This window comes from Anaerolineae bacterium, assembly GCA_013178165.1.
Lineage (GTDB): Bacteria > Chloroflexota > Anaerolineae > Aggregatilineales > Ch27 > Ch27.
Window position 1 is genome coordinate 40,859 of sequence record JABLXG010000006.1, and the last position, 12,597, is coordinate 53,455.

A 12,597-nucleotide genomic window follows, 5' to 3' on the forward strand; every position below is an offset into this window, starting at 1 on the left:
TCCAACCCGGCCACCCATGGCCGTGAGGACTTCGGCAGGAGTATACCTGAATCCGCAGGCCATGTATAGAAGGCGCATTCTCTCAAGGCAAATGCGACTCAGCGAAACGAGCGGGCGTGAGCATGCCGAGTGAGAGATGGGGGCGCCGGTGGTGATAGTAGTCGAGAAAAGCATCGGCATACTGCTGGGCCAGCTCCAATTCATCGCCCCGGAACTTGAGAGCGCCAAACTCCTCACGGCGCAGCGTGCCGTTGAAGGCTTCAATGAAAGCCTGTTCGTTCTTCTTGTAAGCCCGCGCGATACGATGCTGATCCGCCCAGCGATGCATGCCCTCAGCGCACTCGGCTTTGAATTCTGACCCGCCATCGGTTTGCAGGAGGGACACGCGCCCGAATACCGCCATCAACTGCTCCAGGGCAACCCGGCCATCGGCGGCCTGTAAGGAGGGGCGCATGACAATCGCCGCTTCGCGGGTGAAGGTGTCAATCGCCGTGTAGGCGTACACCTCCCCCAGGTTGACGGTATCGACCTGCACCACCTGGCGCGGTCCGGTGGCACGCTGCACCGGCGCACCCTCGGGCTGGCGGTGATGCTTGCGTAAGACCAGATGGCGCTTGAGAATGCGATAGACCGTGCTGCGGCTGAGGTCAATGCCTTCCTGCGCCAGCACGTACACGACCTTCTCCCCGCAGCAGTCGCGATACTCCCGCCGGATACTCAATACCCGCTGCACCACATAGCCCGGCGTCTTGCGCACTCGGCGTCCTTTCTTCGCCTGCTTGAAATAGGCCACATAGCCCCGAATGCCCCGCATCCGAATGCCTTTGAGCCAGCGATAGATCGTCGCCCGATGCTTCCCCAGCTGCTCAGCAATCTCATCCACCCTGTGCCCGACTCCTTCAATTCCCATGCCACTTGAATCTGTGTTATAGTGTCCATCGTGCGGCTCCTGTGATTGGGTTGTTTGTCTCGCAACCACAACAACTTTATCACGGAGTCGCATTTCTATTGAGAATACTGCGGAAGGGATCAGCGGGCGATTTCGTTCAGCGCCGCATCGATCAGATCGGCTGGGGCTTTACCTGGAGCATCCGCCCCAACCCTCAGCCAGGCCAGAAACTCGATGTTCCCTGATGGCCCCAGCAAGGGTGAGCGGATCAGCCCGTGCACGGTGAAACCAAAGCCTAGCGCTGCTGTTAGTATGTCTTCCAGCACGCGGCGGTGTACAGCGCGATCGCGTACGACCCCGCCTTTGCCCACGTCGCGTTTGCCAGCTTCAAACTGCGGCTTAATCAGTGGGATCACGCTGGCCTGCGGCCTCAGCCAGCCCTTTACCACCGGCAACAGTAGCCGCAGGGAAATGAACGAAGCGTCGATCGTCACCAGATCAACTGCTTCCGCCAGCCGCTCCACATAGCGCGCATTGGTACGCTCCAGCACGACAACTCGCTCGTCCTGGCGCAGCCGGTAATCGAGCTGGCCATAGCCAACATCGATGGCATACACCCGCGCCGCGCCATGCTGAAGCAGGCAGTCGGTAAAGCCGCCCGTACTGGCTCCCACGTCGGCGCAGATTGCGCCTGTGACCTGCACCGGAAAGACCTCCAGGGCTGCAGCCAGCTTCTCCCCGCCCCGGCTGACATAGCGCGGCAAGGCTCGCACTTCCAACGCTGCCTCGCGCGGCACCCTGGTGCCAGGCTTATCCACCAGCCGCCCATCGACCAGCACCTCGCCGGCCATGATCAGGCGGCGAGCCTGTTCCCGGCTCTCCACCAGTGCGCGCGTGACCAGCAACACATCAAGCCGTTCCCGATCACTCATGAGGTCAGGTCTCGATTCAGTTCCAGACGAAATTCCAGGCGCCCATCCGCCAGTTCCGGATCTGCCGGGTCAAGGCTGATCGCATCTGCCGCCACCGGCAGGTAGCCATCAGCCACGATGACCACACTGTACAACTCCCCGTAAGGCAGCAGGCGATCCAGTTCAAAACGCCCCCGACTGTCAGTCATAGACATGCCGAATATTTGTGACTCATCCCAGACAAAATCAGCAACGGAAAACTGTGCTTTCAGGACAATGAACAACACGCCGGGAATACCCTCCCCGGTCAGTGCGTCCACCACCACCCCGCCTGCCTGCACACCGACCGCCAGATTGCCAGCGGTCACCGGCAACTGGCCAAGCCCGACCCGCGCCGTCTGGGAGATAAAAAGCTGTCCACCCAGCAGGATATCCAGCCGGTAAGCGCCATCAGGCAACCCATGCTCCGAACTTAACCGGATCCAGAAGTCAACGCCCGACTCCGGCACCGCCCACGCTTCGGTGTGCTCAAAAAACACCTCGCCGTCCACCAGCCAGCGATACGTCCAGGGCGTGCCGGGCGCCAATTGTTGCCAGTCCACGAATGCGTACAGATCGCTAATCCCGGCGCTGAACGACTCGGTCGCCGGACCGCTGGGCGATCCCCCACTAATGCTGCTGGAAAAACGCGGGTTGCTCAGGATACGGGCAAAAACGCCCTCCTGCCCACCGGCCAATATCAGGTTAGCGGCAGCTGTCAGCCGATCTTCGACGTAAAGCTCCAGGCGGTAGCGACCGGGCAGTAGGTCGCCGGTGATGTTGATCGTCTGTGACCCCGAAGGTCCCAGGTTCCAGCTACCGCCGTCACGCCGCAATTCAATCCCTTCGTAGTACCAGATTGCTGCCCAGGGCAAGCCCGCCGTCATGTCGCGGAAGATAAACCGGGCGGACACAATGTTGCTCACCCCCAGCGTATAGCCGCTGCCGATGACGTTGCCGCTGCTATCCAGCAGCCCAAATACAATATCTGAAAAGGATGGCGTCGGCTCCGGCGCTCCGCCAATAGTGATCCGTGCCGTCTGCACCACACGCCCTTCAATCAGCAGCGCAAATTCATAGACGCCGTTTTGCCACACCTGCCCCGAACTGCCAATGTACCAGAAACCGTTCACCCCACCGCTCCACAGCGTCGGGGCCTGGCTGACAGCCGGGGCGCTATCCCCGTTGCGTGTGGTACGCAGCTCATAGGTGATGCCAGGCCGCATATTCCGGTATTCAAAACACAGGTAGAGGCCGCTGGTGCCGGAAGGCAGGCGAGTCACGAACATCGTCGGCTGGCCAGCCTCATTGATCGATGGCGTAAAGAAGATCGGCCCAAAGCCTGGTTCTCCTGCAGCAGCCGCTGCCGCGGCGACCTGTACAGAAGCCATATGCCCGCCATCGACAATGCCCAACCGTGCTGCACGTACTAGCCCCCGCGCTAGATGTGCAGGCCGCAAAGCGTTAATGAACCCACCAACCGGAATACAGCGGTCGCGGCTGTCAACCAAGCCATCGCTATTGGTGTCCTGCACCTGCCGGCAATCCAGAACCGCCGCCGGATCGCTGGCCGGCGCTGTGGTCGGAATCCCAATCAGTTGCCCGGCGCTGTTATAGGCGCCCCCACCGGCCATCGGGCCAAGGATCGTCGCGCTGGTCTTGAGCCAGGCCTGCTCGCCACCACGCGCCTCAGCGATGAAGCCGATAATCGTGCCGCGTGACAGCGTAACCGTTTGGTCGCCGATTCCCTCGTAACCGAAGACCGTAATGGTATCGTCCAGGCGCAGTTGACGCGAATCGCCCAGTTCGACAAATGGCAGGCTGAGCGTGTCCTTCTCCACCTGTCGACCATCGATCAGCCGGGTGATCCGCAGCACGGCCAGGTCAAGGCCAAGATCGTAGCTGACCACATCGGCATAGTAGGTTAGCACCGGCGGTTCATTCAGGCGCACCGCTACAGATATGGCGATGTCTTCTACCCGGCACCGTTCGCTATCCACGACTGCATGCGCGTTGGTTAGAATCAGCCCATCCGCGGAAACCAGTGTTCCGGAAGCCGTACAGGAAACGACCCGCCGCCCGGTGACATCATACACGCTGGTGATGTAGACCGTCGCCCGCGCAATAGTGGTGAAATCAACCACTGTCTGAGCTTGCACCGGCAGGATCGCCGGCTGCGCCGCCAGCAGGACGATAGTCAGCGCCAGTGCCAGCAACCGCCTAGAATTCGAGTGAGGCAAGAAACTGCTCCAATCGCCATGCTTCATCTTCAAAACGCTCAGCTTCCACACGGAAGGTCACGATAACCGCCTGTCCGCGCTTCAGCGTCACCATGTCCACCCCGTACACAACCACTGGCACCGGCTCCAGAAATGGGTTCGTTTCGGTTGCTACATAGACGTATTCGACCCGCGTGGTAGGGTCTCCGTCCGGTAGGGTGTCCGGAATGGCGCGCAGAATGCGGTAAGCGGCCAGAGTCTGCGCCCGCTGCAGTGTCAGATCATCAAGAATGTTACGCGCCGCCGCATCCTGACCGATCGCGATGACCTGCACCTGCAGGGTCGTGAGAAAACGCGGCGACTCAGGATCGCGAACCCGAAAGACATAATCGCCAGCCGTATCCAGCAACCAGCCCTGCGGGTAACGCGCCAGGATGCCCGCCGCCAGGTCACGAAAAGGCACTGTGGCGCTGATGATCTGATCCTTCATGAGGAACCCGATTCCCAAGCCGAACAGCGCCACCACTACGGTAAGCGCATTGGCCCAGCGCTGTGTGCGCGTGAGAGGGAAATCCTGCAGGGAAGATGAGCCGGTCATCACAACCATCCAGCCGCAGCCTAAGGCAATCGCCAAACCGGGTCGGGAGCCGTTCGGTGCTGGTCGCGTTGTTCCGCGCTGCCAATGAGAAAGGCCGAGATCGCGTATAGGAGCAGGGCGAATACCACGGCAAAGATCAATCCGCTCAGCGGGGCATTCGCCGTTGCACCAATGCCAAAGCCGGGCACTACCAGACCGGCCCGAACCGCCGTGAATACCCCCTGCAACAGAGCGCCCCCCAGCAGGTAAAGCGGCATATCGAAAGCCCGAACCCGATCCATCTTGAGCCGCATCAGTCCGATTGCCACCAGCAAGCCGGCGGCCTGTTGCATCAACGCCATTGACGTCACCGCTATAGCTGCCGGGCCGGGCTGCCCGCCGCCTTCCAGTAACGCAAACCGCAGGTTGAACACGGTCGCCAGCCCCATGCTCGCCGCCAGGCTATAAGCCACCGTGTCCACCCGTCGTTCCAGGCGTCCCGGCCAGGCCAGGTAACGCAGTACCAGATACTTCGACAATTCAGATACCATGCCCACCGTTAGTGTGAAACCGGCAATGCGTGTAATCCCGGACACGGTGTCCAACCAGCGCCCCGGTTCAATGAACTGCTCAATCACCGGGGCGGTCACACCGTTGCCGACCAGGAAACTGACTACCATCACGCTGAGCAAACCCTGACGCGGGCGCTGCACCCGACGTTCAGGCCACCACGAAAACCCAAGCCACAATGCTGCTGGCACAAGAGCCAGAATCGTGCTGGTTATCACACGCCCACCCGCATCCAGTGAAGGGCGCGGCACAGCCAGATACACGCCTGCTGCCAGCGCTGCCAGGATAGCCAGCTCAATCAGTGCCGGGCGCCACACAGGCCGGAAGAATAGCCGTTGTGGCTCTTCCTCATCGTCGGGCGGCAAATTGCGAAAAACAGTCATAACCTGCGCCTCTCAGGAACACATGCTGGCGCTTGTTTTGATTCTAGCGTAGCGGATCGCCCGCGCCCATGCCGCGCTACCCCGGCCAGATACCGCTGCGGTATACTGGCCAGCGGCAATGCGATTGGCTCAAGCATAACCGCCGGGGGCTAAAAATCCAATGAAACGCCTCAGTCTGCTTACCGTTCTCCTGGCTATTCTGCTGGCGGCGTGCGCTGGCGGTACGGCCACCCAGACCTTGCCCGAACCCAAAATCGTCTATGGCCTCACCCTCATGCCCAGCGGCTTTGACCCGCACCTGAACGCTTCAGCAGAACTGGGCATCCCCCTGCGGTCGGTCTATGACACCCTGGTCTACCGTGACCCGGCGACCGGCGCGTTCGTGCCCGGTCTGGCCAGCCAGTGGGAGATCAGCGCTGATGGCCGCACGTACACCTTCAGCCTGCGCACTGATGTGGTCTTTCATGATGGCACACCGTTCAACGCGCAGGCCGTCGCCGCCAACCTGGATCGGATCACCAACCCGGATAACGGTTCTCAGAAGGCCCGCTTCATGCTCGGTCCGCTGACCGGCTACGAAGTGCTGGATGACCGCACTATCCGCCTGAACCTCAGCGAGCCTTATGCGCCGCTGCTTGACTCGCTCAGCCAGGTCTATCTGGGCATTGCCAGCCCGGCGCAACTCGCCGAATACGACAATGCCACCTATCAATTCCACCAGATCGGCACCGGGCCGTTTCGCATGGTGGAATACGTGCCGGGCGACCGGCTGGTGCTGACCCGCAACCCCCAGTATGCCTGGGGGCCGCCATTCTACATTCTACCGGACAACCCGGTGCAAACCATCGAGTTCCGCTTCTTTGAGGATCCGCCCACCCGGACGCTGGCTCTAGAAAGCGGCGAAGTGCACATCGTTGGCGAAATCCAGCCAATCGACGCTCAATTGCTTTCCGGCAATCCGGAGGTCCGCCTGTATCCCGTTCCTATCCCCGGCCAGCCCCTGCAATTCCTGATGAACACGCGCCGCTTCCCAACGGATAGTCTGACCGTCCGGCAGGCGCTCATCCTGTCCACTAACCGCACTGCCATTGCAGAGACGATCTTTCAGCGTTTCTCCCCGGTGGCCTTTGGCCCGCTGACCGCAGTCACAGACGATTACTACCCGCAGGTGGTCGACACTTATCCGTATGACATCGTGCAGGCGCAGGCGTTGCTCTCCGCTGTAGGCTTCACGGAGCGCAACGCCGAGGGCATTCTGATGGTGCCTGCTGGCCTGCAGAGCGTGCCTACCCAGGCGGCTGCCGAGCCCTCCCCCGCCCCGACCGTCAGCAGCGCCGGTCTGCCGCTCAAAATAACCATGGTGATTCCGCCCTGGGGCCAGATACCACAGGTAGCCCAGCTGATCCAGAGCCAGTGGCGCCAGGTCGGCATTGATCTGGAGATCCGGCAGGTCGCCGGTCTCGGCCAGCTGCGCGAAGCCGCCGCCGAGGGAACCTACAATCTGATCGCGCTCAACTTCTTTGGGCGTGACGCCAGCCTGCTGGAGCAGTTCTTCCTTTCGGACGGTGCGCTGAACTGGACCGGTTATTCAGACATTGAACTGGATACCTACCTGAGAGACGCCGGGCGCGAGACCGATCTGGCCCGCCGATCGGCATTCTACGCCGCCGCCCAGACGAGGATCATGGAACAGGCCTTGATCCTGCCTATCCGCGATTACGTCAACCTCAATGGCGCGACCGCCCGCCTGACCGGCGTGGCTTTTGACGCCCAGGGCTGGTTCCCGCTGCTTCACAACTTTGGCTGGATCGCCGGCGAGGACTGAGCCATGTGGCGCTTCATGCGCGACCGGCTGCTCACAACCCTGTTGACAGTCTGGGGAGCGTCCACACTGGCCTTCCTGGCCCTGCGGTTGTTGCCTGGCGACGCGATCACCAATCAGATGCTGCAGGGAGGCGCTTCGCCAGCGAGCATTGCTGCCCGCCGGGCCGCCCTGGGGCTGGAATCGCCCCTGCCCATCCAGTATGCGCGGTTCCTGCTGGACCTCACCCGCGGCGATCTGGGCTACTCCTACCTGACTCAGCAGCCCGTCAGTGTGCTGATTGGCGAGCAACTCGGCGCAACCGTCAGCCTGGCCAGCGCCGCCCTGGTCATCGCCATCATCCTCGGTCTGACACTGGGCATGATTGAAGCCTTCTACTGGCCTCGTTGGCCCGGCCAGTTCGCTGGCGCCCTGAATGTGCTGGCCCTCGCCTCGCCGATCTACTGGACAGCCACGCTGGGCATCTACGTATTCAGCACGCAGCTTGACTTGCTGCCAGCTACCGGATCGGGTAGTCCGACGCACCTGCTGCTCCCGGCAGGTGTGCTCGGTTTCCATGTAGCCGGGAGTATCGCCCGCGTCACTCGCACCAGTTTGCGTCGAACACAGGAGGCTCCTTTCGTACGCACCGCCTACGCCAAAGGGTTGCGTGGTTCGCAAATCCTCTTCGGCCATGTACTGCGTGCCAGTTTCCCGCCCATCCTGTCGATTATTGCCCTGCAGACCGGTTTCCTGCTGGGTGGCACCGTCATCACAGAGATGATCTTCGTCCGGCAGGGAATCGGGCAACTGCTCCAGCACGCGGTCATTGACCAGGATTATCCGGTTGTGTTGGGGGTGGTTGTGCTGGCGGCCATTACCTATAGTGTGGTGAACACGCTGGCCGACATCGGGCATGGCCTGCTTGATCCGCGCCTGCGCCCGGCGGAGGAGAGCTGAGCCTTGCGCATCCCACTGCCTGATCTGATCGGCCCGCCGCAACGCCAACCCCGGCCCTTTGATGTCCCTGTGCTAATCCTGGGCGCCATCGCGCTGATCACCCTGGCTGCTCCGCTGCTCAACCTGCCCGACCCGCGCACGGCGGTAGCCGAAGCGCACCTGCGTCCCCCCTCGCCAGAGCACCCCCTTGGCACCGACGCCCTGGGTCGTGATGTACTCAGCCGGACGCTGTGGGGCGGTCAACAGACTCTTTTGGTCGCCCTGCTGGGTGCCGGGATCGCCATCCTACCGGGTTTGCTGGTGGGTGTCCTGGCTGGCTATAGCCAGGGTTGGATGGACCGCCTCCTTATGGCGGGCATGGACATCCTGCTCGCCTTCCCGAACCTGCTACTGGGACTGGCGATCATCGCTCTGATCGGTCCGGGCCGTCTCTCCATCGCACTGGCGGTGGGTCTGGCGGGGTTACCGGCTTACGCACGGGTGGTACGCGCCGCCGTCCTGATGGTGCGCAGCGCTCCTTACATTGACGCCGCCCATGCCATCGGCGTGCCGCCCGGACGGATTCTGCTCTTTCACATTTTGCCTAACATTCAGGAAAGTCTATTCAGTTTCGCCGGGGTCTCTTTGAGTTGGGCCATCCTCAATGGCGCCGCGCTTGCCTTCCTGGGCTTTGGCGGCGACCCGGCTATACCGGATTGGGGCACAATGCTCAGCGAAGGCCGCGCTGTCTTCAGGCTTGCCCCCTGGATCGCCCTGCCGCCCGGCATCGCGATTACGGTGACGATCTTCGCCGCTAATCGCCTGGCTGACGCCTGGCAGGATACCGCTGGCCACCGTGTCTGAACCTCAGCCGCCGCAAATCACCGTACCTGCCGCCGAATCAGGTGTGACCAGCACCTGACGCACCAGATCGGCGTCAAGGCCGGAAACAATCTGCACGGTCAAACCGGGAATCGCCGTGACCAGGGCAACCATATCGCGCACTTTGGAAGCCATCCCCCCTGTTACATCCACACCATGCGATCCGCCCAGCGCAACCTCAATCTCAGGCAGGTCAAGCGGAGTAATCCGTGGAATAACCCTGCCTGCCGGGTCCAATACGCCCGCTACCTCGCCCAGCAGCACCACGCGCTCCGGACGTAGTACGGGAGCCAGGAAGAAGAAGAGCGCCTCCGTGCTGACGATCGTCCCGCCGCGCACCGTATCCAGAGCCACATCACCGTACACCAGCGGCACCAGCCCGTGCTCAAGTGCCACCTGCAACGGTCGGACTTCCAGGCGTTGCAACGCGCCGTCAGCGCACTCGGCAGAGGCCGACGGTTGCAGGTTCCAGACCGGGATACCCGCACCGGCCAGCGCATCCGTTACCAGGCGGTTCAGCCGCCCTGCGGCGCGCGCTACTTCGGCAAATCCCTCCCATTCGGCTGCGGTACGCACACCAGCCGCAGTCTGATGGCGATGGGCGGCGACATGGCCGAATGACCCGCTGCCATGCCCGATCACCAGCTGCAGGTCCGGACGCGCCTGCCTGGCCTGCTGAATCGCCCGCGCCAGCGCTGCCGTCCGCTCCGCGTGAAACACCTCTACGCCACGCTTGTCGGTGATCAGCGAACCGCCCAGTTTGACAAAGGTAAGCATCCCACCTGCCCCTCATGTCAACACGGTGTATAGCACCCGCACAGCGCCCGCTGCCTTGAGCGCAGTCATGACCGCCGGCGCCATTTCTGCCCTGACAAAGGCGATCAGGTTGCCCCCACGTCCTGCGCCGGAAAGCTTGGCCCCTTCCGCGCCTGCAGCTTCCGCCGCAGTAATCAAAGTCTCCAGCGCCTCGGATGAGACGGTCAATTCGCGCAACAGGGCCTGGTTCTCGCGGGCGAGCCTTCCCAGGGCCGGTGTATCGCCCTGTTCGATCGCTGCCCGCGCCGAACGCACCACCGTGCCGATGGCTTCCAGCACGGCGTCAATCCGGGCCGGGTCCGCGTCACGGAGCATTCGCACATCGCCAACCGCCACGTGGGTCGGGCTGGCCAGCCCTGTATCGGCTACCAGCAGGTGAACCGGTGCGCCGATCGTGAAGGTTTCGATCGGCTGGCCCCGGACAAAATAGACCGGGAGCCCATAGACTACCACCGTATTATCGATGCCGCTGGGCGTGCCGTGATATAGCTTCTCGACTTCGTAAACCAGGGCATTCAGAGTCACATTATCGAGTGGCTGTCCCAATGCAGCGCTCAGGGCACGTAGCAGCGCCGTGGTAACGGCTGCTCCGCTGCCCAGCCCGCTGGCAACCGGAATCGTGCTGTGCAGCACCACCTGCAGATCTGGCACAGGCTTGCGAAGATGAGTCAGGAGCAGACGTGCAGCCACCACCAGCGCCGGGTCATCCGGCTGAGCCTCTGCCCTTACGACAAAGGTGCGCCCCAGGTTGGCAGTGACGATGATCAACCCTTCACCGGCTCGTCCCGGCCTGACCACCGCCCGGCTCTGTACCACCGCGAGCGGAACGGCAATCGCCGGCTGGCCATAGACAACTGCGTGTTCGCCAAACAGGATGATCTTGCCCGGCGCGGTAGCCGTGATCTCTGCCATAGGCGCTCAGCTCAGGTACAGCACGCCGACGACAACCAGCCCCCATAACAAAATGGTCACCATCAGGGGAACATCTTCCAGCAATACTTCGTCCGGCGCGCTGCCCTTCCCCTGGACATGGATTACATACAGGTAGCGCATAATCCCGTACAGCGCGAAGGGAATGGTTAGCAGCATAAAAGGTCGCTCTGGATGCGCCTCGAATGTGTAGAGCGTGTAAGCCAGCAGCGTCCCGGTGGTCACCATCCGCAGCATATCATCCAGCAACGCCGGCGTATAGTTGCGGTACGCCGGGCGCACAGTTTCCGCTCTGTCATTGAGGAGCAGAAGCTCCTGCCGCCGTTTACCCACCGCAAAAAACAGGGAGGCGAAGCCGGTCACCACATACAGCCACGGCGAAAAACGGGCAACCTCAATCACCACCACACCAGCCACCACCCTCAGCAGAAAGCCCGCGCCGATCACCAGCACATCGATCAGGACCACATTCTTCAGCCAGAAGGAATAGGCCAGCTGGAGCAACAGGTAGCCCAGTAGCGTCAGCGCCAGCGGCGGGCTGAACCACGCCGCAATCCCCAGCGTTATCAGCGGCAGCAACACCCCCGCCGCAACTGCCACACCTACCGGCAGTTCTCCGGCGGGCAATGGACGATACCGTTTGCGCGGGTGAAGGCGATCTTTCTCAAGATCAGCCAGATCGTTGATGATATAGACCGTGCCTGCCACCAGGCAGAACAGTACAAAGGCAACGGCGACCCTGGCGGTCGCCTGCAGATCGAACATCTGCGCGTCAAAAACCAGCCCGACAAAGACCATACCGTTCTTGACCCACTGCCGGGGGCGCATGGTACGCAGCAACGCCATCGGAATCTGAGTCAGGGTCCGCAATCGCGCCTGCCGGGCATCGGTGATATCGCTCATAATCCCCATACCTGTTCGCGGATACGTCCCACCAATCATAACAGAAAACGCGCAACCGGAAAGGAGGTTGCGCGCTGGAGCGCCAGGTATGATTCAGCTTGAATCGCAACCTTATCTGCTATGCTCCGGCCCCCAGGTCAGTTGCTCCCGCACCTGTAGATCAGTGTTACGGATCTTCATCGCCAGGTCAGCGGCCAGGTTACGCATCAGGCGGTATCCAAGCTGCGGCTGGGCTTCGCAGAGTTGCATCAACTTGTCACGCGGAATGACGATCAACCGCGTATCATGCTGAGCGCAGCGCGCTGACGCGGAGCGCAATCCTTCATCCACCAGGGCGATCTCGCCGAACGACTGCCCACGACGCAACGTCGCGATGGTCTGCGGCCCGGTGGTCTCACGCCCGCTGATCAAGGCCGGGTTTACCTGAATCTCGATCTCGCCGTAGGCAATCACGTACAGCTCATCGCCGCGCGTGTTTTCCTCAAAGACAATTTCGCCGGCCTCAAAAACACGCTCTTCGCAGATGGCCGCGACCTGCTCAAGCTGGCTGTCGGTAAGCTCGTAGAAGATGTCAGCCTGCCGCAACACAGTCATGAGGGACATGAGACCCCCGCCAGCTTATGTCAGTCATTAAGATAACTGAATTGTAGCACGGGCGCCAAGCGTAAAGCAACAATTAGCTTGCTTTCCCTCCCATCCTGGGTTAGAAAACATCGCCAGTGACGATTCCACACAGGC

Annotated in this window: 12 protein-coding genes; 3 read left to right on the forward strand and 9 right to left on the reverse strand. The window is 61.7% G+C overall.

Features of this window, described 5'->3' with window-relative positions:
* Positions 1-82: 82 nt before the first annotated feature.
* The 5 genes from HPY64_06500 to HPY64_06520 form a co-directional block, all read right to left on the reverse strand.
* Positions 83-883, reverse strand: a complete 801-nt coding sequence (locus HPY64_06500) for a DDE-type integrase/transposase/recombinase (GenBank protein ID NPV66778.1) — start codon at positions 881-883, stop codon at positions 83-85.
* A gap of 146 nt (positions 884-1,029) precedes the next feature.
* Complete coding sequence (locus tag HPY64_06505; GenBank protein NPV66779.1) at positions 1,030-1,821, reverse strand: TlyA family RNA methyltransferase; 792 nt, start codon at positions 1,819-1,821, stop codon at positions 1,030-1,032.
* Positions 1,818-4,079, reverse strand: coding sequence for a trypsin-like peptidase domain-containing protein (locus tag HPY64_06510; GenBank protein NPV66780.1), 2,262 nt, complete (start codon positions 4,077-4,079; stop codon positions 1,818-1,820). The genes HPY64_06505 and HPY64_06510 overlap by 4 nt, the downstream gene beginning before the upstream one ends.
* On the reverse strand, positions 4,060-4,656 hold the full coding sequence (locus tag HPY64_06515) for a hypothetical protein (protein NPV66781.1): 597 nt from the start codon (positions 4,654-4,656) through the stop codon (positions 4,060-4,062). Before HPY64_06515 ends, HPY64_06510 begins: the two co-directional genes overlap by 20 nt.
* A gap of 20 nt (positions 4,657-4,676) precedes the next feature.
* The gene (locus HPY64_06520; protein ID NPV66782.1) at positions 4,677-5,588 is read right to left on the reverse strand and encodes a hypothetical protein; all 912 of its coding nucleotides are present in this window, start codon (positions 5,586-5,588) and stop codon (positions 4,677-4,679) included.
* 160 nt (positions 5,589-5,748) lie between these two features.
* Here HPY64_06520 and HPY64_06525 point away from each other — a divergent pair, with 160 nt between their 5' ends.
* The 3 genes from HPY64_06525 to HPY64_06535 are packed head-to-tail and all read left to right on the forward strand — an operon-like array spanning position 5,749 to position 9,192.
* A complete protein-coding gene (locus HPY64_06525) occupies positions 5,749-7,413 on the forward strand; it encodes a hypothetical protein (GenBank protein NPV66783.1) in 1,665 nt (554 codons plus the stop codon).
* Positions 7,414-7,416: 3 nt separating this feature from the next.
* A complete protein-coding gene (locus HPY64_06530; protein ID NPV66784.1) occupies positions 7,417-8,349 on the forward strand; it encodes an ABC transporter permease in 933 nt (310 codons plus the stop codon).
* Positions 8,350-8,352: 3 nt separating this feature from the next.
* Complete coding sequence (locus tag HPY64_06535; GenBank protein NPV66785.1) at positions 8,353-9,192, forward strand: ABC transporter permease; 840 nt, start codon at positions 8,353-8,355, stop codon at positions 9,190-9,192.
* A gap of 3 nt (positions 9,193-9,195) precedes the next feature.
* Here HPY64_06535 and HPY64_06540 read toward each other — a convergent pair whose 3' ends face one another.
* The 4 genes from HPY64_06540 to HPY64_06555 form a co-directional block, all read right to left on the reverse strand.
* Positions 9,196-9,987: a uridylate kinase gene (locus HPY64_06540; protein ID NPV66786.1), complete on the reverse strand. Its 792-nt coding sequence runs from the start codon at positions 9,985-9,987 to the stop codon at positions 9,196-9,198.
* Between the two features lie 12 nt (positions 9,988-9,999).
* The gene (gene mvk / locus HPY64_06545) at positions 10,000-10,938 is read right to left on the reverse strand and encodes a mevalonate kinase (protein ID NPV66787.1); all 939 of its coding nucleotides are present in this window, start codon (positions 10,936-10,938) and stop codon (positions 10,000-10,002) included.
* A 6-nt stretch (positions 10,939-10,944) separates the two neighbouring features.
* Complete coding sequence (locus HPY64_06550) at positions 10,945-11,859, reverse strand: decaprenyl-phosphate phosphoribosyltransferase (protein ID NPV66788.1); 915 nt, start codon at positions 11,857-11,859, stop codon at positions 10,945-10,947.
* A 111-nt stretch (positions 11,860-11,970) separates the two neighbouring features.
* Positions 11,971-12,462: a cyclic nucleotide-binding domain-containing protein gene (locus tag HPY64_06555; protein ID NPV66789.1), complete on the reverse strand. Its 492-nt coding sequence runs from the start codon at positions 12,460-12,462 to the stop codon at positions 11,971-11,973.
* Between the last annotated feature and the right edge of the window lie 135 nt (positions 12,463-12,597).

Excerpts from the sequence above, each read along its gene's own strand:
- HPY64_06530 (NPV66784.1), top strand. The coding sequence starts at position 7,417 with ATGTGGCGCTTCATGCGCGACCGGCTGCTCACAACCCTGTTGACAGTC.
- mvk (NPV66787.1), bottom strand. The coding sequence starts at position 10,938 with ATGGCAGAGATCACGGCTACCGCGCCGGGCAAGATCATCCTGTTTGGC.
- HPY64_06540 (NPV66786.1), bottom strand. The coding sequence starts at position 9,987 with ATGCTTACCTTTGTCAAACTGGGCGGTTCGCTGATCACCGACAAGCGT.
- HPY64_06555 (NPV66789.1), bottom strand. The coding sequence starts at position 12,462 with ATGTCCCTCATGACTGTGTTGCGGCAGGCTGACATCTTCTACGAGCTT.
- HPY64_06515 (NPV66781.1), bottom strand. The coding sequence starts at position 4,656 with ATGACCGGCTCATCTTCCCTGCAGGATTTCCCTCTCACGCGCACACAG.
- HPY64_06525 (NPV66783.1), top strand. The coding sequence starts at position 5,749 with ATGAAACGCCTCAGTCTGCTTACCGTTCTCCTGGCTATTCTGCTGGCG.
- HPY64_06505 (NPV66779.1), bottom strand. The coding sequence starts at position 1,821 with ATGAGTGATCGGGAACGGCTTGATGTGTTGCTGGTCACGCGCGCACTG.
- HPY64_06550 (NPV66788.1), bottom strand. The coding sequence starts at position 11,859 with ATGAGCGATATCACCGATGCCCGGCAGGCGCGATTGCGGACCCTGACT.
- HPY64_06520 (NPV66782.1), bottom strand. The coding sequence starts at position 5,588 with ATGACTGTTTTTCGCAATTTGCCGCCCGACGATGAGGAAGAGCCACAA.